Source organism: Bradyrhizobium prioriisuperbiae, from assembly GCF_032397745.1.
In the GTDB taxonomy this organism is placed as follows: Bacteria; Pseudomonadota; Alphaproteobacteria; order Rhizobiales; family Xanthobacteraceae; genus Bradyrhizobium_A; species Bradyrhizobium_A prioriisuperbiae.
In genome coordinates this window covers 79,675-101,990 of sequence record NZ_CP135921.1, presented here as the reverse complement: position 1 = coordinate 101,990, position 22,316 = coordinate 79,675, and the positions used below count along the sequence as shown (strand labels likewise).

26 protein-coding genes are annotated in these 22,316 nt (G+C 63.4%); 16 read left to right on the top strand and 10 right to left on the bottom strand.

Annotated features, from left to right (window positions below):
* Positions 1–184 precede the first annotated feature (184 nt).
* The 7 genes from RS897_RS00485 (at position 185) to RS897_RS00455 (ending at position 6,630) form a co-directional block, all read left to right on the top strand.
* The gene (locus RS897_RS00485; protein WP_315834668.1) at positions 185–1,699 is read left to right on the top strand and encodes an amidase; all 1,515 of its coding nucleotides are present in this window, start codon (positions 185–187) and stop codon (positions 1,697–1,699) included.
* A 190-nt stretch (positions 1,700–1,889) separates the two neighbouring features.
* Positions 1,890–2,747, top strand: a complete 858-nt coding sequence (locus RS897_RS00480) for a branched-chain amino acid ABC transporter permease (protein ID WP_315834667.1) — start codon at positions 1,890–1,892, stop codon at positions 2,745–2,747.
* A gap of 4 nt (positions 2,748–2,751) precedes the next feature.
* Entirely contained in the window at positions 2,752–3,972 is a 1,221-nt protein-coding gene (locus RS897_RS00475) for a substrate-binding protein (RefSeq protein ID WP_315834666.1), read from the top strand.
* Positions 3,966–4,151, top strand: coding sequence for a hypothetical protein (locus RS897_RS00470; protein WP_315834665.1), 186 nt, complete (start codon positions 3,966–3,968; stop codon positions 4,149–4,151). The genes RS897_RS00475 and RS897_RS00470 overlap by 7 nt, the downstream gene beginning before the upstream one ends.
* 56 nt (positions 4,152–4,207) lie before the next feature.
* The gene (locus RS897_RS00465; protein ID WP_315838928.1) at positions 4,208–5,215 is read left to right on the top strand and encodes a branched-chain amino acid ABC transporter permease; all 1,008 of its coding nucleotides are present in this window, start codon (positions 4,208–4,210) and stop codon (positions 5,213–5,215) included.
* Entirely contained in the window at positions 5,202–5,936 is a 735-nt protein-coding gene (locus RS897_RS00460) for an ABC transporter ATP-binding protein (protein WP_315834664.1), read from the top strand. The genes RS897_RS00465 and RS897_RS00460 overlap by 14 nt, the downstream gene beginning before the upstream one ends.
* The gene (locus RS897_RS00455) at positions 5,929–6,630 is read left to right on the top strand and encodes an ABC transporter ATP-binding protein (RefSeq protein WP_315834663.1); all 702 of its coding nucleotides are present in this window, start codon (positions 5,929–5,931) and stop codon (positions 6,628–6,630) included. Before RS897_RS00460 ends, RS897_RS00455 begins: the two co-directional genes overlap by 8 nt.
* A 79-nt stretch (positions 6,631–6,709) precedes the next feature.
* Here the strand turns inward: RS897_RS00455 and RS897_RS00450 are convergent, their stop codons facing one another.
* Positions 6,710–6,955 (bottom strand): hypothetical protein, encoded by a 246-nt coding sequence (locus RS897_RS00450; protein ID WP_315834662.1) that lies wholly within the window; start codon positions 6,953–6,955, stop codon positions 6,710–6,712.
* 425 nt (positions 6,956–7,380) lie between these two features.
* On the opposite strand from RS897_RS00450, the gene RS897_RS00445 reads away from it, so the two are divergent.
* Positions 7,381–7,707 carry a hypothetical protein gene (locus tag RS897_RS00445; RefSeq protein WP_315834661.1) on the top strand — a complete coding sequence of 109 codons (327 nt, stop codon included), beginning with the start codon at positions 7,381–7,383 and terminating at the stop codon, positions 7,705–7,707.
* Between the two features lie 12 nt (positions 7,708–7,719).
* On the opposite strand, the gene RS897_RS00440 is transcribed toward RS897_RS00445, so the two are convergent.
* Positions 7,720–7,998 (bottom strand): hypothetical protein, encoded by a 279-nt coding sequence (locus RS897_RS00440; RefSeq protein WP_315834660.1) that lies wholly within the window; start codon positions 7,996–7,998, stop codon positions 7,720–7,722.
* Between the two features lie 192 nt (positions 7,999–8,190).
* Between RS897_RS00440 and RS897_RS00435 the strand changes: the two genes are divergently transcribed.
* Complete coding sequence (locus tag RS897_RS00435; protein ID WP_315834659.1) at positions 8,191–8,718, top strand: hypothetical protein; 528 nt, start codon at positions 8,191–8,193, stop codon at positions 8,716–8,718.
* 22 nt (positions 8,719–8,740) lie between these two features.
* Here RS897_RS00435 and RS897_RS00430 read toward each other — a convergent pair whose 3' ends face one another.
* Positions 8,741–8,962: a hypothetical protein gene (locus RS897_RS00430; RefSeq protein ID WP_315834658.1), complete on the bottom strand. Its 222-nt coding sequence runs from the start codon at positions 8,960–8,962 to the stop codon at positions 8,741–8,743.
* Between the two features lie 297 nt (positions 8,963–9,259).
* Here RS897_RS00430 and RS897_RS00425 point away from each other — a divergent pair, with 297 nt between their 5' ends.
* Entirely contained in the window at positions 9,260–9,481 is a 222-nt protein-coding gene (locus tag RS897_RS00425) for a hypothetical protein (protein WP_315834657.1), read from the top strand.
* 28 nt (positions 9,482–9,509) lie between these two features.
* Here RS897_RS00425 and RS897_RS00420 read toward each other — a convergent pair whose 3' ends face one another.
* Positions 9,510–10,184, bottom strand: a complete 675-nt coding sequence (locus tag RS897_RS00420) for a sensor histidine kinase (protein WP_315834656.1) — start codon at positions 10,182–10,184, stop codon at positions 9,510–9,512.
* A 45-nt stretch (positions 10,185–10,229) separates the two neighbouring features.
* On the opposite strand from RS897_RS00420, the gene RS897_RS00415 reads away from it, so the two are divergent.
* Positions 10,230–10,541 carry an abscisic acid-deficient protein Aba4 family protein gene (locus tag RS897_RS00415; protein WP_315834655.1) on the top strand — a complete coding sequence of 104 codons (312 nt, stop codon included), beginning with the start codon at positions 10,230–10,232 and terminating at the stop codon, positions 10,539–10,541.
* 729 nt (positions 10,542–11,270) lie between these two features.
* On the opposite strand, the gene RS897_RS00410 is transcribed toward RS897_RS00415, so the two are convergent.
* Both RS897_RS00410 and RS897_RS00405 read right to left on the bottom strand, forming a co-directional pair.
* Positions 11,271–11,555: a hypothetical protein gene (locus RS897_RS00410; RefSeq protein WP_315834654.1), complete on the bottom strand. Its 285-nt coding sequence runs from the start codon at positions 11,553–11,555 to the stop codon at positions 11,271–11,273.
* A gap of 122 nt (positions 11,556–11,677) precedes the next feature.
* Positions 11,678–12,886 (bottom strand): MFS transporter, encoded by a 1,209-nt coding sequence (locus RS897_RS00405; RefSeq protein WP_315834653.1) that lies wholly within the window; start codon positions 12,884–12,886, stop codon positions 11,678–11,680.
* A gap of 94 nt (positions 12,887–12,980) precedes the next feature.
* Here RS897_RS00405 and RS897_RS00400 point away from each other — a divergent pair, with 94 nt between their 5' ends.
* Both RS897_RS00400 and RS897_RS00395 read left to right on the top strand, forming a co-directional pair.
* Positions 12,981–13,430: a MarR family winged helix-turn-helix transcriptional regulator gene (locus RS897_RS00400; RefSeq protein WP_315834652.1), complete on the top strand. Its 450-nt coding sequence runs from the start codon at positions 12,981–12,983 to the stop codon at positions 13,428–13,430.
* 38 nt (positions 13,431–13,468) lie between these two features.
* Complete coding sequence (locus RS897_RS00395; protein WP_315834651.1) at positions 13,469–14,281, top strand: alpha/beta fold hydrolase; 813 nt, start codon at positions 13,469–13,471, stop codon at positions 14,279–14,281.
* A gap of 31 nt (positions 14,282–14,312) precedes the next feature.
* Here RS897_RS00395 and RS897_RS00390 read toward each other — a convergent pair whose 3' ends face one another.
* Positions 14,313–15,098: a helix-turn-helix domain-containing protein gene (locus RS897_RS00390; protein WP_315834650.1), complete on the bottom strand. Its 786-nt coding sequence runs from the start codon at positions 15,096–15,098 to the stop codon at positions 14,313–14,315.
* Positions 15,099–15,308: 210 nt separating this feature from the next.
* Here RS897_RS00390 and RS897_RS00385 point away from each other — a divergent pair, with 210 nt between their 5' ends.
* Both RS897_RS00385 and RS897_RS00380 read left to right on the top strand, forming a co-directional pair.
* Positions 15,309–17,585, top strand: a complete 2,277-nt coding sequence (locus RS897_RS00385; protein ID WP_315834649.1) for a marine proteobacterial sortase target protein — start codon at positions 15,309–15,311, stop codon at positions 17,583–17,585.
* Positions 17,586–17,761: 176 nt separating this feature from the next.
* Positions 17,762–18,373 carry a class GN sortase gene (locus tag RS897_RS00380; protein WP_315834648.1) on the top strand — a complete coding sequence of 204 codons (612 nt, stop codon included), beginning with the start codon at positions 17,762–17,764 and terminating at the stop codon, positions 18,371–18,373.
* Here RS897_RS00380 and RS897_RS00375 read toward each other — a convergent pair.
* The 3 genes from RS897_RS00375 to RS897_RS00365 form a co-directional block, all read right to left on the bottom strand.
* A complete protein-coding gene (locus RS897_RS00375) occupies positions 18,356–19,300 on the bottom strand; it encodes a PDR/VanB family oxidoreductase (RefSeq protein WP_315834647.1) in 945 nt (314 codons plus the stop codon). The two genes, RS897_RS00380 and RS897_RS00375, sit on opposite strands and share 18 nt — an antisense overlap.
* Positions 19,297–19,818: an MOSC domain-containing protein gene (locus RS897_RS00370; protein ID WP_315834646.1), complete on the bottom strand. Its 522-nt coding sequence runs from the start codon at positions 19,816–19,818 to the stop codon at positions 19,297–19,299. The genes RS897_RS00375 and RS897_RS00370 overlap by 4 nt, the downstream gene beginning before the upstream one ends.
* Positions 19,819–19,903: 85 nt before the next feature.
* The gene (locus RS897_RS00365; RefSeq protein ID WP_315834645.1) at positions 19,904–21,217 is read right to left on the bottom strand and encodes an MFS transporter; all 1,314 of its coding nucleotides are present in this window, start codon (positions 21,215–21,217) and stop codon (positions 19,904–19,906) included.
* Positions 21,218–21,660: 443 nt separating this feature from the next.
* Between RS897_RS00365 and RS897_RS00360 the strand changes: the two genes are divergently transcribed.
* Positions 21,661–22,224, top strand: a complete 564-nt coding sequence (locus tag RS897_RS00360; protein WP_315834644.1) for a helix-turn-helix domain-containing protein — start codon at positions 21,661–21,663, stop codon at positions 22,222–22,224.
* Positions 22,225–22,316 lie beyond the last annotated feature (92 nt).

The window sequence follows — 22,316 nt, the reverse complement described above, 5'->3', positions numbered from 1 at the left end:
TTGATCCGGCGTTCTGTCACAAAATAATGCTTGAAAAGGAAAATATTTCCGTTTCTATTTGGAGACACGCCGCCGGGGCGTTCGAAAGTTGCTGTCTGCCTCCAGCCGTCCGTATCCCATGCGGCGGGACGACCCCGGGTGTCTGCACTCCATCGTTTCGCAAAAAGCCATCAGGAGAACGCCCGTGACCGTCACGCTTCCCACGCCCGATCAACTGCGTGCCATCGCCGACCAGTGCGGCCTGTCGCTGACCGACGATGACGTCGGCTCGTTCCGCGGTCTGATGCAGGGTTCGATCGATGCCTACAACGCCATCGCGTCGATGCCTGACGAAATCCCCGCGGTGAAGTATCCGCGCACGCCCGGCTATCGCCCGGGGCCCGACGAAAATCCGCGCAACGCCTGGTACTACAAGTCGAGCGTGAAGGGCGCCTCAAGCGGCAAGCTGAAGGGCAAGACCGTGGCGCTGAAGGACAACATCATGCTGGCCGGCGTGCCGATGATGAACGGCTCCTCGACGCTCGAAGGTTATGTGCCGGACTTCGACGCCACCATCGTCACCCGCATGCTCGATGCTGGCGCCGAGATCATGGGCAAGGTGCATTGCGAACACTTCTGCCTGTCCGGCGGCAGCCACACCAATTCCACCGGGGCGGTGCACAATCCGCACAAGATGGGCTACTCCGCTGGCGGTTCGTCGTCGGGCAGCGGTGTTGTGGTGGCGCTTGGCGAAGTCGACATGGCGATCGGTGGTGACCAGGGCGGTTCGATCCGCATGCCGTCGTCGTTCTGCGGCACCTACGGCATGAAGCCGACCTGGGGGCTCGTCCCCTACACCGGCATCATGCCGATCGAGGTCTATGTCGACCACACCGGCCCGATGACGGCGACGGTGGAGGACAATGCGCTGCTGCTGGAGGTGATTGCCGGCGATGACGGTTACGACCCCCGCATCAAATCGCCCAAGGTGCAGGATTACACCAAGGCGCTGACCGGCGACATCAAGGGCTTGAAGATCGGCGTGGTGAAAGAAGGCTTCGAGCAGGCGACGGCGGAGGCTGCCGTCAACGAAAGCGTGCGCGAGGCCGTCAAGCGGCTGAAGGACCTGGGCGCTGTGGTCGAGGAAGTCTCGATTCCGATGCATCTCGCGGGTCCCGCGATCTGGACGCCGATCGGCACTGAAGGTCTGACCGCGACCATGATGTGGGGCGACGGCTATGGGCTCAGCCGCGGCGATCTCTATTCAACATCACTGATGGAAGCCCATCGCGGCTGGCGCCGTCAGGCGGATTCGCTGTCGGAAACGACCAAGCTGTTCTTGATGATCGGCACCTACATCAACAACAATTTCGGCCCGCGCTACTACGGCAAGGCGCTGAATATCTCCCGCCGGCTCACCGCCGCCTATGACAAGGCGCTGGCGAGCTACGACCTGCTGCTGATGCCGACCACGCCCATGAAGGCGACCAAACTGCCGGCACCGGGCGCGCCGCGTGAGGAGGTGATCGCCCGCGCGCTGGAAATGATCTCCAACACCGCGCCGTTCGACATCACTCATCACCCGGCGATGTCGCTGCCCTGCGGCATGGTCGACGGGCTTCCGGTCGGGCTGATGCTGATCGGCAAGCATTTTGACGAGATGACCATCTACCGCGCCGCGCATGCCTTCGAGCAGGCCGGCGACTGGAAGAAGATGTGAGGGTGAAAATTTGCTCCGACATCTTGTTGCCTCTGAGCCCGACCCTCATGGTGAGGAGGCGCGCAGCGCCGTCTCGAACCATGAGGCTGGGTTCGGATTCTCTCAATGCCTCGGCCTCATCCTTTGAGACGCCCGCTTCGCGGGCTCCTCAGGATGAGGGGAGGGCCCAAGGCACATGAATTGAGTTTCCATGGATAGCCTCTTCATCGCCCTGTTCGAGATCCTGAGCTTCGGCGCAATCGTGGTTCTGGTCGTGCTCGGGCTCGGCATCATCGCCAGCATGATGGGCATCTTCAATTTCGCCCAGGGCGAGTTCGTGCTGCTCGGCGCTTATGTGACGTATCTCGCCCACACCGCCGGTCTGCCGGTCTGGCTCGGCATGGTGGCCGCTCCCTTCGCGGTTGGTGCGCTCGGATTTGTGCTGGAGCGCCTCGTCGTGCGCCGTTTCTATGCCGCGCCCATTGTCGCCATGCTCGGCACCTATGCGCTGGGATTGATCATCCGGGAAGTCGTGCGTGGTTTGATCGGCGGGCTCTACATTTCGGTGCCGGAGCCGGTCGGCGGTTCGCTCACCCTCGGCGCCCTTCATTTTTCCACCTGGCGTTGCGTGATCATTGTGATCACGGCGCTGGTGATGGCCGGCAGCTACGCGCTCTTGGCGCATACCTCGTTCGGCCTGCGGATCCGCGCGTCGCTGGAGAATCCTGCGCTGGCCCGTGCGTCCGGCATTTCCACGCCCATGATTTACAGCGCGACCTTCGCGTTTGGCGCGGCCCTTGCGGGGCTTGCCGGTGCACTGATTGTGCCGGTATTCTCGCTGTTCGCCGATCTCGGCATTCGCTTTCTCATTCAGGGCTTCGTCGCCGTGATGGTCGGCGGCATCGGATCGTTCGCCGGGCCTGTCGCCGGCGCAGGGTTGATCGGTACGCTGAGCGCCGCATTGCCTTGGGTGATGTCGCCGGTGGTCGCCGATGTGCTGGTGTTCGTGCTCGCCATCATCTTCATCAAATTCCGGCCGCAGGGCCTTGTATCGGGAAGAGGGGTCTAATCCGATGTTCAACGACAAGCGTGAGCTCAATCGCCGCCGGTTCCTCGGCAATTTCGCCTTCGCCAGCGCTGCGATCGCCACCGGCGCCGGAAGCTGGGTGATCAGCCCCGACTGGGCCAATGCCGCGGCGGGGCCGATCAAGGTAGGTATTGCGACGGATCTCACCGGTCCGATCGGCTACGCCGGCAATGCCGACGCCAATGTGGCGCGCATGGTGGTGAAGGAGATCAACGATGGCGGTGGCCTGCTGGGACGACCGCTGGAGCTGCTGATCGAAGACACCGCATCGAACGAGTCGGTCGCGGTCGGTAATGTGCGCAAGCTGATCCAGCGCGACAAAGTTGACGTCGTGCTCGGCGGCATCACCAGTTCGATGCGCAACGCCATCAAGGACGTCATCGTCGCACGCGGCAAGACGCTCTATATCTATCCGCAGCTCTACGAGGGCAAGGAGTGCACGCCGCATCTGTTCTGCACCGGGCCGACGCCGGCGCAGCAGTGCGATGAGTTCATTCCATGGCTGGTGAAGAATGGCGGCAAGAGGTTCGCGCTGCCGAGCGCCAACTATGTCTGGCCGCACACGTTGAACACCTACGCCCGCAAAGTTATCGAGGCGAGCGGCGGCGAGGTGGTGTTCGAGGAATACTATCCGCTGGACCAGATCGATTTTTCCGCGACCGTCAACCGTATCATCTCCAACAAGGTCGACGTCGTCTTCAACACCGTGATCCCGCCCGGTGTCGGCCCGTTCTTCAAGCAGCTTTATGAAGCGGGCTTTCTCAAGAACGGCGGCCGGCTCGCCTGCGTCTATTATGACGAGAACACGCTCGGCATCAATCAACCGAACGAGATCGAGGGGCTGGCGAGCTGCCTCGACTACTTCAAGGCATTGGTGCCGGAGGATCCGGTCAGTGCCAAGATCCAGGCCGCATACGACAAGCAGTTTCCCGGCACCTTCCTGTTCGCGGCCGGCAGTGCTGCAACCGGCACCTATCGCGGCCTGAAGTTGTGGGAGGCGGCCGTCAAGGAGGCCGGCAAAGCGGACCGCGATGCGGTGGCGGCGGCGCTCGACCACGCCAAGATCGCCGAGGGTCCCGGCGGCCCCGCCGAAATGGTTCCGGGGCAGCGTCACTGCAAGATGAAGATGTACACGGCCGTGGCGAAGAACGGCAACTACGAGCTGGTCGCCCGCAGTGCGGGGCTGGTGGATCCGAAGGAATGCTGATGGCGTTCGGTTTGTTGTCACGTTGCACCAAACTCCGCGTCATTGTCGGGCTTGACCCGGCAATCCAGCTTCCTTCGCGGCGTCTGCCAGAAAGCTGGATGCGCGGGGCAAGCTCGCGCATGACGGTGGGTGGTGAGGCGCAGCGTCCTTTCCCGCACCCGCGTCGGATCTCGCAATGACCGAAACCACCTCATCGCAACCTCTTTCGTTCGCGGCATCCACGCCCGCCCGCACCATGCACCGCCGCGCGATCCTGCCCTTGATCGAACTCGCGGTACTGATGATCGTGCTGCTCGCGCCGTTAGTGCTGCAGGACTATCTGACGGTCTATGCGACAAGGGTGCTGATCCTGTGCCTGTTCGCACTGTCGTTCGATCTGGTCTGGGGCTATGCCGGCATCATGAGTTTCGGCCAGGCGTTGTTTTTTGGCGCCGCGGGCTATGGCGTGGCGCTGATCACCCGCGATCTCGGCATCGCCTCGCTGCTGGTTGTCTTGCCGGCCGGCGTGCTGATCGGGCTGGTGAGTGCGCTGCTGCTCGGCGGCTTTCTGCTGCTCGGGCGGCATCCGGCCAGCGTGATCTTTGTTTCGCTGGGAACCCTTACCGGTGGTTATGCCGCCGATCGACTGGCACGGGGCTGGTATTATCTCGGTGGGCAGAATGGCATTCCTTCGATTCCCCCGATGACAGTCGGCTCCTATGATTTCACCGAAGGGCCGGCCTTCTATTATCTGGCGCTCGGTTTTCTGCTGGTGGTCTATCTGCTCTGCCGCTTCCTGGTGCGCTCGCAGTTCGGCCTTGCGCTCGCGGGGCTGCGCGAGAACGAGCAGCGCATCACTTTTTTTGGCTACAAGGTCCAGCATCTGAAAGCCATCGTGTTCGCCCTCGGTGGTGCCATCGCCGGGCTCGCCGGCAGCCTCTATGCGTTCCATGAAGGCTTCGTCTGGCCGAACATGCTTGGCGTGGTGATGTCGACCCAGGTGGTGCTGTACGTCCTGTTCGGCGGCGCCGGCACGTTGATCGGGGCCATCATCGGCACGATTGTCATCGAGGCCCTGAGCTTTTGGCTCTCGAACAGCTATCAGGACATCTGGCCGATCATTCTGGGCGTGCTGCTGCTGCTTGTGATCATGTTCCGCCCGGCGGGGTTGATCAGCCTGGTGCTGGGCGAACGCGAACGGGTCGGCCGTTTCGGCCGTCAGGGCAAAGCTTCGGAAGCGGGAGGCTGCGATGGCGCTGCTTGAAGCCCAGGGCATCGTCAAAACCTTTGGCAAGCTGACTGCTCTGAACGGTGCCGCGCTCACGGTCGCCGAAAACGAATTCCATGGTTTGATCGGGCCGAACGGCTCCGGCAAGAGCACGCTGATGAAATGCGTGGCCGGCGCCGAGGTGCCGACGAAGGGCACGATCAGCTTCGCGGGTGCCGACATCACCGGCGTATCGCCGGCCGAGCGGGCCCGTGCCGGCATGAGTCTCAAATTCCAGATCACCAGCGTGCTGCCGGCGTTGACCCTCTACGACAACATTCTGCTGGCGCTGCAGGCGAAGACCTCGCTCGTTGGATTGATCTTTTCGCGCAGCCGCGGGGCGCTGCACGATCGCGTCATGGCGATGCTTGAACAATTTCGCCTGGCCGATCGCGCCGACGATCCGGCGTCCGCACTCTCCCATGGCCAGCAGCAATGGCTGGAGATCGCGATGGCGCTGGCGGCGGAGCCGAAACTGCTGCTGCTGGACGAGCCGACCGGGGGCATGAGCCTGGAGGAGCGCCGCGTCACCGGCGAATTGTTGCAGCCGATCAAGGCGCGTTGCTCGCTGGTGATCGTCGAACACGATCTCGATTTCATTCGCGACATCTGCGATCGCCTCACCGTGCTGGACCAGGGCAGCGTGCTCGACACCGGGTCGGTGCAGCAGATCCAGTCCAGCCAGAAGGTCCACGAGGTTTATCTGCGCCGTGCTTGACGATAAATTCCTCGACGTTCAGAATCTCGACGCCGGTTACGGCCGCAGCCAGGTGCTGTTCGGCGTCTCGATGAGCGTGCCGTGGCGCGGCGGTGTCGCCATTCTCGGCCGCAACGGCGCCGGCAAGACCACGCTGATGAAGGCGATTGTTGGCGAGCTGCCGTTGCGTGGCGGTGCGGTGAGCCTCGATGCCCGCGATATGGGCCGGCTGCCGACCGAGCAGCGCATCCGGATGGGGGTTGGCTACGTGCCGCAGGAACACGCGGTGTTCGCGCGCCTGTCGGTGCGTGACAATCTTGCGGTGGGAATGCTGACCAACCGCGACAGCGGTGCACTCGACCGGGTGATGCAGATCTTTCCGAAGCTCGGCCAACGTTTGAACCAGGCCGCAGGTACGCTGTCCGGCGGTGAGCGCAAGATGCTGGCGGTTGCCCGCGCGCTGTTGTCCGATCCCAAGGTGCTGCTGCTGGACGAGCCCACTGAAGGCGTGTGGATCGGCGTGATCGAGGAAATTACCGAGCGGCTGATCGAACTCGCGAAGGACATTGCGGTCGTGATCGTCGAGCAGCATCTCGATCTGGCGCTGCGGGTCGCCAATCAGGCTTATGTGCTCGATCGCGGCCGTGTGGCGCTTTCGGGGCCCGCGCAAGCCGTGCGCGACGACCCCAAGCTGCTGCAATACCTCGCGCCCTAGGTGGTGATGCCCGTACGAACGTGGATCGAGAGAAGCCAGTGACGGCTCCCAGCAGCGTCGTTCTGCTCGTCACTCATTATCACTCATTCTCAGTGCCGCCGTTGCTGTCGCGATGGCCATCAGGCCCGCGGCTGAAAACGCCGTAGCTGCTCGACTTCAAGCCGGAACCCGTCTTGCTCTCCGTGGAGGCGAGGCCGAGCTTGAGCAGCTCGCGAACCGCCGCAGCGCGGGTCGGCATCCGGTGTTGAAAGCGGAAATCGTCGATAACGGACAATTCTTCCGGTGAAAGCATGATTTGCAGTCGCTCTCCGCGGAGGTCGTTCATGGCATCAAGCTCCGGTTTCCAAGGCCGTTGGAGGAAAAACGCTCAAAGACCGCTGAATGAGTAAACTACTCAATTCACATTGCTGGCGTAAGTTCCCTTTAAATGTCGAATGTTGCCATTTGAGTAATAATATCAATAAAATCAATATCTTATATCGTGCGCGGGGCGGGATCCATGGTATGCTCTCCGGCAATCGGGCGGGTTCAGCCAGAAGGGCCGGGACATGACCAATCAATCAGAAGATAAAAATCCGCGCACGACAGACAGCTGTTACTCCTCTCAAGGGCAGGGTCTCCGTGTTCGCCCGGAGCAGATGCCGCGTCCTGCCGCACCGGCAACGCGCAAACGGCCGCTGACACCGGATCAGGTTGAGGCTTGGGTCAGAAGCAAAGCGCTGCAGCCGCCGAAATAGGTCGACCGCCGACATGACGATCGAGGACCCCAAGCGGCTGCCTGCAAAGCGTCCGCCACGCTTCGTGGCGGCGCCGAAATTATTCGTGCTCGAGATTGATCAGAAACCGATCCTTGCCTTCGAAGCGCACTCGGCGTGCGAGGCGCGCGAACTGCAGGGCGAGAGCTGGCTGCTCGACGAACTGCGACGGCTGACGTCGGGCGGCGTGCCGCTATGGAACGGCCGGGCCAAATTGCGCGTCGGGCCGGCTGATGGCGATACCGTCGATGAGTTGCAGGCGACGCTGCGCAACCGCGCCTCTCCGGATTTGCCGATCGCTTATCTGGTGCCGATCGATTGAACGCGGCATGTGTTATCGGGCCAGATAATCGAGCAACCTGGCACCAAGCGTCCAGGCGGCGGTTATCGGTGTCGGCTCGGCGAACAGGCCCATGCAACCGACGCTGATGACGAGATAGGCGCCCCAGGCCAAACTCGGCATCGCCATGATGGCGATCGCCGCATTGACCAAGCACACGAGATAACCCGCGATCTGCAGGTTACCCGGCGCCAGTTGCAGCCGATTGAGAGTGATGACGAGGAAACTCAGCATCACGACAAGGATGATAAGAAGTATTCGTATCGCTCGCATGCCGCCCCGAGAAAAAGTGCGATGAGTGTCGCAGTCATTTATAACAGATGCATTGTGATCGCGTGCATTTGCTGCACTGAGCTCGCCCGTCATCGCGTCAAGAGGACGCAGCGGCCTTCTTCATGGTTCCAGGCCGGCGGGAACGAATCGGGCGCCATGTCTGTTGTCGTGTAGATCGGACAGGACTTTCGCATGAGCGCGACACGTAACATCAGGCCGACGACCTATGTCTTCACCGACGACGGTCTGGTGCCGAACAATCCGCTGCCGATGCTGGCGTATCGCCGCGCGATCGAAATGGGCTCGTCATCTCCGGAAGAAACCATCGAGAAATTGTTCGGCGGCAATGGCTGGGGCGCGATGTGGCGCAACGGCATTTATGATTTCCTGCACTATCATGCGACGGTTCATGAGGTGCTTGGCGTTGCGCGGGGACGTGCACGGGTGCAGTTCGGCGGTAACCACGGCGCGGCGATCGATATCGCGGCCGGTGATGCGGTGATCTTGCCGGCCGGCACCGGACATCAATGCCTGACCGCGAGCGACGACTTCGTGGTGGTCGGTGCCTATCCGCCAGGGCCGACGATGCAGGTCACCCGGCCAGCGCCGGAGAATCACAAAGCTGCTTTGCGTACGATCCCGGAGGTGCCGCTGCCGGGCGCCGATCCGTTGTTCGGCGCCGGCGGCGCCCTGGTCGAACTCTGGCGGCGCAACTATTGAGCGCTGCGACGCCTGTGGTTCTTCAGTGCTTCTTGTCGGCTTTCTTATCGGTTTTCTTGGACGCGCGGCCGATGTCGCATTGCGCATCGATGATGGCCCGGATCTTGTGGCCGTCGAGCAGATCCGGCGCCCGGCGATAACCTTTTTCCACAAGCTTGGCCTGAATGCTCTTCCAGTCGGAGTGCTCGCCCGACGCGGCGAGGGCAACAGCTTGGCGGAACACTTCAACATCATGTTTTTTCATAGCGAACTCTTAATCACGACTTTCGATTCAGATCGCGTGCACGATCCGGCGCGTGAATACCTGTTTTCGCCTGGCATTCAAGTTCGGACGAGATCTCTCCGGCGCTAGCGGCCTTCAGACGGCATTTAAGCAGTAGTTTGCTACAATAAGAACGCAGGTTTTTACGGCTTTCGAACCACTTTTTGCCTCCAATGTCACAGAAAAGCCCGGACGGGGGCCCGGAATCCGATTCTGGCTGCTGCGTCGGGGATTGGGACCGTGCGTATCCCTGGCGAGCCCAATCCGTGCGGAGGGACAATGCGCTGCTTGGCAGCCGTGCTGATGGTGGTGTTGGCGTTCTCACTCGCGGCTTGCGAGCGCGACACAGAAACGGCTGACGCGATCAAGCAATGCACCACCGGCGCCACCGGCCGTCCCCGTCCGCGCGAGTTCGATCAGTGCGTGCGAACCTGCAAGATCTGCGAAAACGGCAACACCGCGACCTGCTCCACTGCGTGCCGGCTGAAGGGCGCGATGTGATAGCGACTCGTGGCCGTTGTCTCGACCGCTATCGCAGCTTCGTATCAATGGTCGGTTTCGGCAGCCGCACGGTGACCAGCAGACCGGGCGGCGTTTCCGCAGGCGCAAGTGTGATCTCGCCGCCGTGGCCGCGGATCACGTCACGCGCGATGGCCAATCCCAATCCGGTGCCGCCGGTCGAGCGATTGCGCGAACTATCGAGGCGCTGGAACGGCGCGAAGGCGCGTTCGACCTGGTCCGGCGCGATGCCGGGGCCGACATCCTGAATGACGATGACGATGGCTTGCGTTTCGTTTTGCAGCCGCACGTTCACCCGCTCGCCATAACGCTGGCCGTTGTCGATCAGGTTGGTGAGTGCGCGGCGCATCGCCACCGGCTGGCACGACAGCTGGGCATGGTCGGCGCCCTGATAGCCGACATCGTGTCCCATGTCGGAAAAATTATCGCATAGGCTGATCAGCAGCGAGGCAATATCGACCATGCTATACGGCTCGCGCCGGGCTTCCGCGCTGCCGAACGCCAGCGAGGACTTGATCATGGTCTCCATCTCGGAGATATCCGACAACACTTCGCTGCGCTGCTCGTCGTCGCGAACATATTCCGCCATCAACCGCAGCCGCGTCAGCGGCGTGCGCAGGTCATGGGAAATCGCCGCCAGCATATTGGTGCGTTCCTCGACAAAGCGGGTCGCGACCGTGATCATTCCGGGTCTGCTGGCGGCCGCCTACGTCATCCTGCTTGCCGGAGGGTGGGGCAGCACGCCCGGGGTGGATTCGGCTCGATCGAGCAGATCCAGATCCGCGTCCTGTTCGCCAGCGACGTGTTGCTGGTCGCCGGCTGGCTGCACTATCTGGCGTTCGATCTGTTTGTCGGCGCCTGGATCGTGCACGAGAGCGCCCAGCTTCGTGTTGCGCCGATCGTGATCGTGCCCTGCCTGCTCCTGACCTCCCTGGCCGGGCCTGCCGGGTTGCTGCTGTTCCTGATGGTCCGGGTGGTCACGCCGAAACTCACCGAGGCTATTCTGCGGCCTGTTGTCCGCATGGCGTCGCCCTCAAGATAAGTGGGGCCGCCGTAGCAGCAGCTCCGGCGGCCCCTGTTCCGCACGCGTCACCGTTGATTCCTGGGGTCGACGGCAACGGCGCGGAACCCGGTCAGCGTTAGCAGGACCGCAAAAATTGGCATCCAAAGTCGGGTTTTAACCTCACCGATCAACCTTACCGGGAGGGTCCCCGCAGTGGGCAACTGAGTCGGCGGTGCGCCGAGGACGGGCGGCATCGATATCTCGCCCGACGAAAAGCATTAACGCTAACCGTGTCCACAATCGGATTGGCGATGCATGGCCGGCCGGCTTTGCGGCGGATTCCTGCCTCGCCGTTGGCGCAATTGATCCCGGTTCGTTGCAGGAATGCGACACTGCGACGGGAATGCATCGGTGGTCAAACGACTCTCGTTGACTGTGCGGGGCTGCGTACCGTTACGTGGTCATGCACTCAGGGCAATACCGGTTCGCAATCGGATGAGGCTCGGAGACGTAGCTGGGCCCGGGGCTGGGCTTGAAGGACCGTTATGATGCTGCAGATTGTTGCCATGTGCTGTGGCCTGCTGAGCGCAGGCATTTTCCTCGCTCATGCCTATGACTCGTTCCAGAACGCGGCCGGCCAGCGCCGCACGGAAGCCTGAGATCCATTCTCCTGACATGATGGCCAGACCGTCGTCGCTTCGCCCATCGTTGTGTTGGGCGGCATGATCGGTCCGAAAACAGACGTCGATGTCCGGATGGCAGTGGTGATCAGCGGCGCTCGTAACCCGGCGCCACCATGTTCTTCACCTGCACCAGCAGTGTGAACACCCAAGCCAGGGCATAGAGCCCGGCCAGTCCCAGCGCGACGCGCCGGTCCATGATCGACAGCCCGCTCCAGAACCACACCCGATAAAGCCACAGCCCGGTGGTGGCGACGCCCATGAAGCACACCAAGAGCTTCAGCCCGCGGGTGTTGGCGACCCCCAGTGCCCCGAACAGAATAGTGGCAGGGACAAGGAACATCTGGCAGGCGGCAATCAGTGTTTCGTTCATGGCTCTCTCGGCGGCAGCGAATCGCCGGGATTATAGTTGCTCCGGGATGGCGGGTCGCCAGCACGCCTGTTCGCTGTTAGGCAAACGCCGATCGCGCCGATGCGGCGAGCTGACGCACGCGATCAGGCCGGTTGCGGACGGGCGGCCTGCCGCGACGGTTGCGGTGGAAAGGCCAGTGCGATCCCAGCGGCGCCGACGCCGATGGCAAACGAGCTGATATAGAGCCAGCTGTAGCTGTTGAAGCTGTCGAAGATCCAGCCGCCGACCAGCGGTCCTAGCGCCATGCCGATGCTGGACAGCATGGCCGCGGCACCAAAGAGCGTGCCCATGATGCGCGGCCCGAAATACTCCCGCGCCAGCACCGCATACAGCGGCATGACGCCGCCATAAGCGAGGCCGAAAATCATCGCCACGGCATAGAACTCGCCGAGGCCGCGAACGAACAGATAGCTGCCTGCCGCCAGCGCCTGGACCAAAAGCCCGGTGACCAGCACCGGTTTGACGCCGAGACGATCGGCGAGGATGCCGAGCAGCAGCCGACCTCCGAGGCCGGCGAGTCCTTCGACACTGTAGATGGTGACGGCAGCCATCGCTGGCAGGCCGCAGACCATGGCGTAGCTCACGGTGTGGAAGATCGGTCCCGAATGCGCCGCGCAGCAGGTGAAGAAGGTGAGGCCGAGCACAAGGAATTGCGGTGAGCGCAGTGCGCTCGAAACCGTCATCGCGGGCGTGTCGGTCGCAGCGTCTGTCGCCGTATCAGTAGCCGGGGCGGGCGGTGGTCGCACCAGCAGCGCGGCCGGGATCAGCAGGATCCATGCGGCGATGCCGATGGTCAGCTGCGCCGTGCGCCAGTCATAGGCCGAAACCAGCCAGCTTGCGAACGGGGAGATTGTCATCGGCGCCACCCCGAGGCCGGCCGAGACCAGCGACACCGCGAGGCTGCGATGGGTCTCGAACCAGGTGGTGGTTGCCGCGATCATCGGGGCGAAGAAGGCGCCGGCGGCAACGCCGACCAGCACGCCGTAGGTGAGCTGGAACTGCAGCAGGCTGGTCGAGCGGCTCGCCAGCACGAGGCCAAACCCCAGCAACACGGCACCGGCCAGGACGACGATTCGTGTGCCGATGCGGTCGCTGAGCGCACCCCAGCCGAAGGCCGCGACACCCATCACCAGAAAATCCAGTGTCATCGCGCTTGAGATCCCGGCGCGGCTCCACCCGGTGTCCGTCGATATCGGCTGCAGGAACACCGCGAGCGGGAACATGGCGCCGATGCCGACGCAGGTCATCAGCGCGCCGACGGCGACAATCACCCATCCATAGTGCAGTTTCATGATGATTGATCTCCCGGGCAGGCGCGCCGTCCGGCACGCAGGATGGTTCCCTGCGATCTCTTGACAGAATACGTTGATATCAACATAAAAAGGTATGTCAAACGCAAAGTCGATCTCCTTCGAGACCACGCTCCATGTCCGCGACCACTGCCTGTGCCTCGCGGCCCAGCGCGCGGCCCGCACTCTGGCGCGTCGCTTCGACGAGGCGCTGCGGCCGCTCGGCCTGACCAGTGGACAGTTTTCGCTGCTGACATCGCTGAACCGCGCGATCCCGCCCTCGATCGGTTCGGTCGCCGCGCTGCTGGCAATGGATCGCACCACCTTGACGGCCAATCTGAAGCCGCTCGAGCGGCGCGGCCTGGTGCAAACCGCGGTCGATCCGGCCGATCGGCGTGGGCGTCTGTTGACGCTGACCAAAGCGGGGCGGCTGCTGTTACAATCGGCGGTGCCGATCTGGCGGGACACCCATCGGCAAATCGACGATCAACTCCTGGCGCAGAGCGACGGCGTGATGTTGCGGGCCGGTCTGCGCGCTCTGGCGTGATGCAGCGGCCCTGCATCGATCTCTGAAAGTTCGGCAAGATGGACCTGTGCGACGACGATCTCCTGAACTTCGCCGAACATGGCGCAACACCGCTTCCGGTCGCGGGTGACCAGGGTCATGTGGAGCACGACGGTGCGCGGATCTGGTACGCAACGTATGGATCAGGACCGCCCGTGATCCTGTTGCACGGCGGCCTCGGCCACAGCGGCAATTGGGGCTATCAGGTGCCAGTTCTGGTCGCCGCCGGCCGGCGCGTCGTGCTGATCGACAGCCGCGGCCATGGCCGCAGCACGCGTGATACGCGGCCCTTCCTGTATGAGCTGATGGCGTCCGATGTGCTGGCGGTGATGGACGCTCTTCACCTCGACAAGGCCGCCATGGTGGGGTGGAGCGACGGCGCATGCGTCGCTTTGGTTCTTGCGATGCAGGCGCCTGCGCGGATCGCCGGCGTGTTCTTCTTTGCGTGCAACATGGATCCCAGCGGCACCAAGCCGTTCGTGATGAAGCCAATCGTTGAGCGATGTCTGGGACGACATGCCAAAGACTATGCCGATCTGTCGGCCACGCCGGACCAGTTCAAGGCGTTTGCTGATGCCGTCGGGCAGATGATGAAGACGCAGCCGAATTATTCGGCGCGGGAGCTCGGCGAGATCCGCGTTCCCGTTGCCATCGTGCAGAGCGAAGATGACGAGTTCATCAAGCTGGAGCATGCGCAATATCTCGCCCGCAGCATTCCCGGCGCGGATCTGATCTTGTTGCAAGATGTCAGCCATTTCGCGCCGCTGCAGCGCCCGGCGCTGTTCAACGATGTGGTGCTCGGGTTTCTCGGCAAGGTTTGGCCGGCGGCCTGACGCTGCGTTTCCGCGATCGCGCCGGCGGCGCTCACCCCTGCACGAACAGTGCGAATGGTTCGTCGGCGATGCGTTGCAGATATTTGCGGTACAGCGCGTGGTTGGCATCGGCGGGTGCAATGCGTCCGAAGCTTGGATTAGGAATGGCCTTCATCGGCAGGAAGGCGATCGGGGCGGCGATCGGTGTCAGCAGCGAGCCGCGGCCCGCCAGCAGCGTGGTGATGATGCCATACATCTCACCGTAGATCGGGCGCGAGAGCGTGATCAGGCGATGCTGGCCGTGCCGATTGGTGACGAGATAAACATGCCCGGACTGGTTCGGCACCGCGACCTCGCCATATTGCGTGAACGCGGCGTCGAGCCGTTCGCCCTCGCGGAATGTGAGGCATGACGTGGTCGGGTCCCAGGCGATTTCCGTGAGGTAGGCATAGATCGCTTCCTTGTCGCCGAACGAGGGGCGCACGGTCACATAGCGGCCCTCGATCCAGTCGACTGAGCGGCGCGAATAGGCGCCGAGACCATCAGGGGCGACGTCGCCGTTGGTGACTGCCGCGGCCGGCGCCGTGCCGCTGTTGCCGGCGGTATTGGCGGTTTGAGTCTGGCGCAGCGACAGGCCCAGCGCCTGTTCCAGCCGCACGGTGGTGGCGAGCGTGAACGGGCGGTGACCGCCCAGCGCCTTTTCCAGGGTGGAGAGGCTGATCTTGGCCTGCTCGGCGAGATGCTGGCGGGAGATGTGGCGGCGCGCGAGCTCCTCGCGCACGGTCGCCGCCACATCGCGGCTTTGCTGGGCCGAAAGCTCCTTGTCAGACGCCGGCATTATTAATCCCTTCGAATCCTGCCGCGATCCTAACAGACGTACAATTCATCACAAACCCGCACATTTCAGCCAGAAACCCGGACGTCCCTTCCGTCGCTGGTGCGCATCCTCACGGACCGTGGCGGAACTCTCCGGATCATCACGCTCGCGACGACGGGCCGGTCATTGGACAACAGGGAGCGATCAATCTCCGATCTCAGGAAGCGCCCCATGACCACCTGCCAACTTTTCCAGTACGGAAACCAACCCAACCAGGCCTCGTCCGCGGAGCCGTCGTGGCGGCGCCGCAGACGAGGCCTGGCCGCACTCCTGTTCGGGGTCGCGGCTTTTTTTGTGAACGTGCAGCCGGGGCGCTCCGCCGAGAGCCCGGTGCCGGTGGCGATGAAGCCCGGCGACGTTCGTGCCGGCTCGCTGCTACTCAAGAGCGGCGGCGATGACTACACCGAAGCCGTGCGGCTCGGCATCGATGTTGATCTCGTGGTGTCCGGGCCGACCATCCGTGCCCGTGTCACACAAGTTTTCAAGAACCCGAAGTCGAATTTCGTCGAGGCGGTGTACGCCTATCCGCTGCCTGACGGTGGCGCGGTCGATACGCTGAAGATGATCATCGGCGATCGTGTCGTCATCGGCGACATCAAGGAGCGCGCCAAGGCGCGCGTGATCTACGAGCGCGCCAAGGCGGACGGACAAAAGGCGGCGCTGGTTGAGCAGGAGCGACCGAATCTGTTCACCAATTCGGTGGCCAATATCGGCCCCGGCGAAACCGTGCTGATACAGATCGAATATCAGGAGCCTGTCGCACAGTCCGGCGACGAATTCTCGCTGCGGGTGCCGATGGTCATCGCACCGCGCTACAATCCCGCGCCGCTGGTGCAGAGCGTCGACTTGCGCTCCGATGGTGGTGGCTGGGGCCGGACGGTCAACGATCCGGTGCCGGACCGTAACAGCATCTCGCCGCCCGTGCTCGATCCGGCCGTAAATGCGCCGATCAATCCTACCAGCATCACCGTGCGCCTGCAGGCCGGCTTTCCGCTCGGCGAGGTGAAAAGCCATCATCATGCGGTGACCACGGAGACGCCCGATGACGGCACTCGCGTGATCAAGCTCGCCGATGGCGTCGTGCCGGCGGATCGTGATTTCGAGCTGACCTGGAAACCCGCCGCGGCCAAGGCGCCGTCGGTCGGCCTGTTCCGCGAGCATGTCGGCAGCGCCGATTATCTGCTGGCATTCGTCACCCCGCCAGCCGTCGATCAGAGCGAACAGAAGCCGTTGCCGCGCGAAGTGATCTTCGTGATCGACAATTCCGGCTCGATGGGTGGCACCTCGATGGTGCAGGCCAAGGCAAGCCTGATCTATGCGCTGGGACGGCTGCAGCGCGGCGACCGCTTCAATGTGATCCGCTTCGACCACACCATGGACGTGTTGTTCCAGGGTGCCGTGCCGGCCGATGCCGAGCACGTCGGTCAGGCCAAGGCGTTCGTCGATCGGCTGCAGGCGGCCGGCGGCACCGAGATGGTGCCGGCGATGCAGGCGGCGCTGAACGATCGCAATGGCAACGACAGCGGCTATCTGCGCCAGGTCGTGTTCCTGACCGACGGCGCCATCGGCAACGAGCAGCAGCTGTTCGATGCGATTTCGCAGGCACGGGGACGCTCGCGCATCTTCATGGTCGGCATCGGCTCGGCGCCCAACACCTACCTGATGACCCGTGCCGCCGAACTCGGTCGCGGCACCTTCACCCACATCGGTTCGGTCGAGCAGGTGGAAGAGCGTATGCGTGGTCTGTTCGCCAAGCTGGAAAACCCTGCCGTCACCGGCCTCACGGCGACATTCTCCGATGCCAATGCGGACATTACGCCGCTCGCCATCCCCGACATCTATCGCGGCGAGCCGCTGGTGCTGGCAGTGCGGCTCGATCGTCTGATCGGCACGGTGGCGATCAAGGGCCGCGTCGGCGATCGCCCCTGGAGCGTCGCGCTGCCGCTGGCCAACGCCGCCGAAGGCAAGGGTCTGTCGAAGCTCTGGGCCCGGCGCAAGATCGCGGACGCCGAGATCGCCCGCACCATGAAGCAGATGAAACCAGAGGATGCCGACATGGCCATTCTGTCACTGGCGCTGGAACACCAGCTGGTCTCGCGCCTCACCAGCCTGGCTGCGGTCGACCAGACCCCGAGCCGCCCCGACGGCGAGCCGCTCAAGCTGAGCGCGCTGCCGGTCAACCTGCCGGCCGGCTGGGATTACGCGAAGCTCTTTGGCGACCGTCCGCAGCAGCGCCTCGCGCCGCCAAGCGAACAGTCGGGCGAACGACGTGCTGACGCCGGCAATGTCCAGCTTGCGGACGCCCGCTCCCCCGTCGCGCCCACGTCCAATGTCGTGAAGCTGCCGCAGACCGCGACCGACGCCGAATTGCAACTGATCGCCGGCTCGGTGCTGCTGATGCTCAGCCTGACGCTGTTGATGCTCAACCGGCGTTCGTCCGCCCGCTGACGCCGGGCGAGAGAAGGATGATTGTCCCCGCATCCTCCCCTGCGCGCGCGGCCCGCCCCGGCCGCGCGCGCAACTTGTACGAAAGTAGCCCGGATGAGCGAAGCGACATCCGGGAGCAGTCTCGACAAAAACTTTACCCGGATATCGCTTCGCTCATCCGGGCTACAGGTCCCTTCATGCGCCGCGTCGTAATCCTCCTCCTCGCCACCGCCGGCCTCGCACTGATCGGCAGCGGTCTCTGGATCCATGCCAAGGCGCTGCTCGCGCAGGTGCTGCTGCAGCGCGCATTCGCGCAGAGCATCGTCACCGGCCACGACGTCAAGCCGTGGCCGTGGGCCGACACTTGGCCGGTCGCGCGCATCGAGGTGAAGCGGATTGGCGCCAGCGCCATCGTGCTGGCGGGCAGCAGCGGCCAGGCGCTGGCGTTTGGTCCCGGCCAGGTCGAGCAAACACCGGACGCCGGCGAGCGTGGCGTTGCGGTTTATGCCGCCCACCGCGACACCCACTTCGCGTTCCTGAAGGATGTCGCGGTCGGCGACGAGATCGCCGTCACCCGCCGCGACGGCCGCACGTTTCGTTACCGCGCCGACAGCAGCTCGGTGGTGCGCTTCGACGCCACCGGCATCGATCCGCTCAGCGACCAGCGCGAACTGGTGCTGTCGACCTGCTGGCCGTTCGACGCGGTGACGCAGGGGCCGCTGCGTTATGTATTGCACGCAACGATGGTGGACAGCGCCCTGGCTGATCGCGCGCCGGGAACGAACCGGTCGTCACAACTCCAGCACTAATCGCTCCGATGCAGAGCCCGCAACGCACACCATCAGGTGCCGCTCGCGCTCGGCTGGCGACAGGATGCGGTCGCGGTGCACCGGTTGCCCTTCGAGCCACGTCACCTTGCATGAGCCGCAGATGCCGCCGCAGCAGGATGCTGGAATGTCAATCTCGGCTTGCTGAAGCGCGGACAGCATGGTCTGGCCGGCCTCCACAACGATATCGCAGCCGGAGCGGGCCAGCACCAGGGTGTACGGCTTTGCATTGGGATCGACCGGCAGCGGGGGCGGTACGAAGTGCTCGATGTGCTTGCGCTCGTCGGGCCATTCCTGCGCGGCGTGTTCGAAGTCGGCAATCAGGCTGTCCGGTCCGCAGCAGGCGACCGCAATGCCGGGTTGCGGGCGGCCGAGCAGTGCGGCGATATCCGGGCGTCCGGACAGCACTGTCCGATGCACGATGACCCGCTCGCGCCGGATCAGCGGCGCCAGCTGATCGAGGAACGGCACCTGGTCGCGGCAGATCAGATGCAGCCGGCAGTCGGCCTGTCGGCTCATCACCGATGACAGAAACGGCGTCACGCCGATGCCGCCGGCCACGCAGATCAGGCGCGATGCGTGCTCCGCGAGGCGAAGTCCGCCGCGCGGCAGCGTCACGCCGATGACGTCGCCCACGCTGACGCGGTCATGCAGCAGCAGCGAGCCGCCGCGTCCTTCCGCCTCGCGCTTGACGGCCACCACATAACGCGTCCGCTCGGCCGGATCGTTGCACAGCGAGTAGGTGCGCACGATTTTGCCGGGCAGGTGCAAATCGATGTGGGCGCCATGGTGATGCGGCGGCAGCTCCCATTGATCCGGATCCTCCAGCACGAACGCCTTTGTGTCGACGCCGACGTCGTCGATACGGACGACGACTGTCTTGATGGTCGTGATTGCTGTTTTACTCATGCGGCGTTCCGGACGCTGTCGCCGAGGCGCACCACGCCGCCGGTGAGGATCCGGCAATTGAGGCCGGACCGGTTGATCAGCGGATCGAAGATCGCCTTGCCCGTGATCTCCTCGATATGCCGGCAGGGGATCGACAGCCGCGTCGCTTCCAGCAGCGTCTCGCCGAGCCAGAACCGACGTCCGACCAGGTGATTGAGCGGAACGCCTTCCACCGTGACATTGCGGCGATGCTCCTCCGGGCCGAGATCGATGTTGGCGTCGCGTTTCAGCGCCACCAGGGTTTCCCATTCGAACAGTGTCACCTGGCGTCCGTCTTCCGGCTTGTGCGAGTAGAAACCTTCCTCGCGCCCGATCATGTAGCGGTCGCCCTCGATGCCCTTGCCGGCGACCAGCGTGATTTGCGGCATCGCGCGCATCGGCAGGAATGCGCGCGGTGTGAGGTGGAGATGGCGGACCACGCCGCACCAGGCGAGCGTTGCGCCGGCGGTGTTGGACGTCGTGTTGATCGTATCGAGCATGTGTTGTCCTCCGAGATGATGCGACGGCCAGCTATCTGCTGGCCGCGCTCTTGGGTTGCCTTTTGATGGCGCTCTTACGTTTGTCTCAGGTCAATTCCTTGCCCGCCATTTCCGGTGCGGCGCGGGTGGCGATCATGGTTACAAGTGCGCAGGCGATCAGGAACAGCGAGATCGGCCAAGTGGCGCCGCCGCTCCAGTTCAGGAGCGATGCCGCGATCAGCGGGCTCAGACCGCCGCTGATTGCGGCGCCGACCTGAAACCCGAGGGATGCACCGCTGTAGCGCAGCCGCGCGGTGAACAATTCCGAGTACCAGGGGGCACCGATCCCGAACATCACCATCTGGCCGCAGCTGATTGCCACGACCACCGTCGCGGTCACGATCGCGGGGTTTTTGGTGTCCAGCAGCCAGAACAGCGGAAACGCGAACAGCATGCAGAACAGGCAGCTCGCGTAGAACATGATCTTCCGGCCGACCCGGTCGGAGATCCAGCCGAACAGCGGGATGGTGAACAGCGCGACGAACGATGCCCAGAACACGCCGCTTAGGATTGTCGCGCGCGGCAGGCCGAGCTGGGTGGTGGCGTAGGAGATGACGAAGACGCCGGCGATGCTGGCATAGGCGATTTCCGAGATCTTCAGGCCGACCGCGGTGAAGAACGGCCGTCGGTAATGCCGGAAGATTTCGACAATCGGCATCGGTGCGACCTCGTTCTTGGCCTTGAGCTGAACGAAGGCCGGGGTCTCCTCAAGCTTCAACCGGATGTACAGCGCCACCGCGATCAGCACGATGCTGAGCAGGAACGGAATCCGCCATCCCCAGATGAGGAAATCACTCTCCGGCAATTGGGTGGCGATCGCGAACACGCCGATCGCCGCAAGGTTGCCGATCGGATTGCCGACCTGCACCATGCTGCCGAAGAAGCCGCGCTGTTTCACCGGCGCGTTCTCCACCACCATCAGCACCGCGCCACCCCATTCGCCGCCGATGCCGATGCCCTGCAGGAAGCGCAGGATCACCAGCAGGATCGGAGCGGCGATCCCGATCTGCTCATAGGTCGGCAGCAGGCCGATCAGGAAGGTGCCTAGCCCCATGATGACGATGGTCATCGCCAGCATCGCCTTGCGGCCGATGCGGTCGCCATAATGGCCGAAGATCGCGGCCCCAAGCGGACGCGCCAGGAAGCCGACCGCATAAGTGCCGAACGCTGCAATCGTCGCCAGCGCCGGATTGCCGACCGGAAAGAACAGCTTGTTGAACACCAGCGCGGTGGCCGCGCCATAGATCAGAAAGTCATACCACTCGACGGCTGTGCCGATCACGCTGGACCAGACGATGCGGCGCATGTCGGCCCCCTCGTCGGTCGTCTGCGTGACACTGAAGTCCTCTGCGATGGCCATCTTTCATTCTCCAATGAAATCGTTGAATTCGGACGCGAAGCCACGTTCCCTGACCGACGTCCTCGGTCGAGGTTTCGAAAAGTGCATGGGGTCTTCTTCTGTGCGCCCGCGGCCGCCCGGCACGTCGCTGGCAGCTGAAAATCGATCATGTTTACTGTCAGAAATCAACAGCCTTGAAATCGTCATCTGGCGGCAAAATCGGCAAGATGTGTGAAATGCCCAATTAAACCGCTGATTTCATTGATTTTGATCCGGATTTGCCTATATTATTTTCGGCGCTGCCTGACATTTCCGCAGGCATGTTTACTGTTGGATGCATTCTTGCCGCCCGATGAGCGCTCCCGCGATTTGGTGCTATAGCTGGCGGGCGGCGCGACTCAGGGCCCTGGCGCACAGCCGGGCCCTCACGGCGAGGAGAGCTGCGCAGGACGGAGAGAGTTGCTTTGCTCGATATCAGCAAGACCGCGGGGGTCGGCCTCAATCTGCGCCGGGTACGCATGGAGAAGGGCCTGACGCTGGACCGGCTGGCCGGCGCGAGCAAGCTGACGCGCGGCTACATTTCGCTGGTCGAACGTGGCCTTAAAGTGCCGTCGATTGCGGCGCTGTTGCGTCTCGCCGCCGCGCTTGAGATCAACGTGACTTACCTGTTCGACCCCGATGCCAGTCCCGAGCCGCGCTACACGTTGTTCCGCCAGAACGAGCAGGGCGCGCAGCAGGTCAGGGACGGCACCTTCGGTCTGTCCGCACTTGCCGCCGCCCGCACCCGCAAGATGATGGAGCCGTTTTTGCTGACCCCGCCGATGAAGGCCGCGACCCGCGCGTCGCATCCCGGCGAGGAGATGCTGTTCGTGGTCAGCGGCCGCATCGCCATCAAGCTCGATGGCGAGGAGATCGTGATGGAGAAGGGCGATTGCCTGTATTTCTCCGGCGAGACCCCGCACGAGTTGCGCAGCCTTGGCAAGCAGAAGGCCGAAGTGCTGGTGGTTGTGGCGCAGGCGCAGCCATAGGCAGTCCCTCTACTCCCGTCATTGTCGAGGCGCTAAGATTTCCTGCTTGTGTGCCGAGGTGTCTCTCCACATTCTGCTGTCATGCCCGCGAC

What these genes read in the sequence shown, in the direction of transcription:
- RS897_RS00480 (WP_315834667.1), top strand. Translation starts at nt 1,890, where the DNA reads ATGGATAGCCTCTTCATCGCCCTGTTCGAGATCCTGAGCTTCGGCGCA.
- RS897_RS00475 (WP_315834666.1), top strand. Translation starts at nt 2,752, where the DNA reads ATGTTCAACGACAAGCGTGAGCTCAATCGCCGCCGGTTCCTCGGCAAT.
- RS897_RS00470 (WP_315834665.1), top strand. Translation starts at nt 3,966, where the DNA reads ATGCTGATGGCGTTCGGTTTGTTGTCACGTTGCACCAAACTCCGCGTC.
- RS897_RS00465 (WP_315838928.1), top strand. Translation starts at nt 4,208, where the DNA reads ATGCACCGCCGCGCGATCCTGCCCTTGATCGAACTCGCGGTACTGATG.
- RS897_RS00460 (WP_315834664.1), top strand. Translation starts at nt 5,202, where the DNA reads ATGGCGCTGCTTGAAGCCCAGGGCATCGTCAAAACCTTTGGCAAGCTG.
- RS897_RS00450 (WP_315834662.1), bottom strand. Translation starts at nt 6,955, where the DNA reads ATGAACGACCTCCGCGGAGAGCGACTGCAAATCATGCTTTCACCGGAA.
- RS897_RS00445 (WP_315834661.1), top strand. Translation starts at nt 7,381, where the DNA reads ATGACGATCGAGGACCCCAAGCGGCTGCCTGCAAAGCGTCCGCCACGC.
- RS897_RS00440 (WP_315834660.1), bottom strand. Translation starts at nt 7,998, where the DNA reads ATGCGAGCGATACGAATACTTCTTATCATCCTTGTCGTGATGCTGAGT.
- RS897_RS00435 (WP_315834659.1), top strand. Translation starts at nt 8,191, where the DNA reads ATGAGCGCGACACGTAACATCAGGCCGACGACCTATGTCTTCACCGAC.
- RS897_RS00430 (WP_315834658.1), bottom strand. Translation starts at nt 8,962, where the DNA reads ATGAAAAAACATGATGTTGAAGTGTTCCGCCAAGCTGTTGCCCTCGCC.
- RS897_RS00425 (WP_315834657.1), top strand. Translation starts at nt 9,260, where the DNA reads ATGCGCTGCTTGGCAGCCGTGCTGATGGTGGTGTTGGCGTTCTCACTC.
- RS897_RS00420 (WP_315834656.1), bottom strand. Translation starts at nt 10,184, where the DNA reads ATGATCACGGTCGCGACCCGCTTTGTCGAGGAACGCACCAATATGCTG.
- RS897_RS00410 (WP_315834654.1), bottom strand. Translation starts at nt 11,555, where the DNA reads ATGAACGAAACACTGATTGCCGCCTGCCAGATGTTCCTTGTCCCTGCC.
- RS897_RS00405 (WP_315834653.1), bottom strand. Translation starts at nt 12,886, where the DNA reads ATGAAACTGCACTATGGATGGGTGATTGTCGCCGTCGGCGCGCTGATG.
- RS897_RS00400 (WP_315834652.1), top strand. Translation starts at nt 12,981, where the DNA reads ATGTCAAACGCAAAGTCGATCTCCTTCGAGACCACGCTCCATGTCCGC.
- RS897_RS00395 (WP_315834651.1), top strand. Translation starts at nt 13,469, where the DNA reads ATGGACCTGTGCGACGACGATCTCCTGAACTTCGCCGAACATGGCGCA.
- RS897_RS00390 (WP_315834650.1), bottom strand. Translation starts at nt 15,098, where the DNA reads ATGCCGGCGTCTGACAAGGAGCTTTCGGCCCAGCAAAGCCGCGATGTG.
- RS897_RS00385 (WP_315834649.1), top strand. Translation starts at nt 15,309, where the DNA reads ATGACCACCTGCCAACTTTTCCAGTACGGAAACCAACCCAACCAGGCC.
- RS897_RS00380 (WP_315834648.1), top strand. Translation starts at nt 17,762, where the DNA reads ATGCGCCGCGTCGTAATCCTCCTCCTCGCCACCGCCGGCCTCGCACTG.
- RS897_RS00375 (WP_315834647.1), bottom strand. Translation starts at nt 19,300, where the DNA reads ATGAGTAAAACAGCAATCACGACCATCAAGACAGTCGTCGTCCGTATC.
- RS897_RS00370 (WP_315834646.1), bottom strand. Translation starts at nt 19,818, where the DNA reads ATGCTCGATACGATCAACACGACGTCCAACACCGCCGGCGCAACGCTC.
- RS897_RS00365 (WP_315834645.1), bottom strand. Translation starts at nt 21,217, where the DNA reads ATGGCCATCGCAGAGGACTTCAGTGTCACGCAGACGACCGACGAGGGG.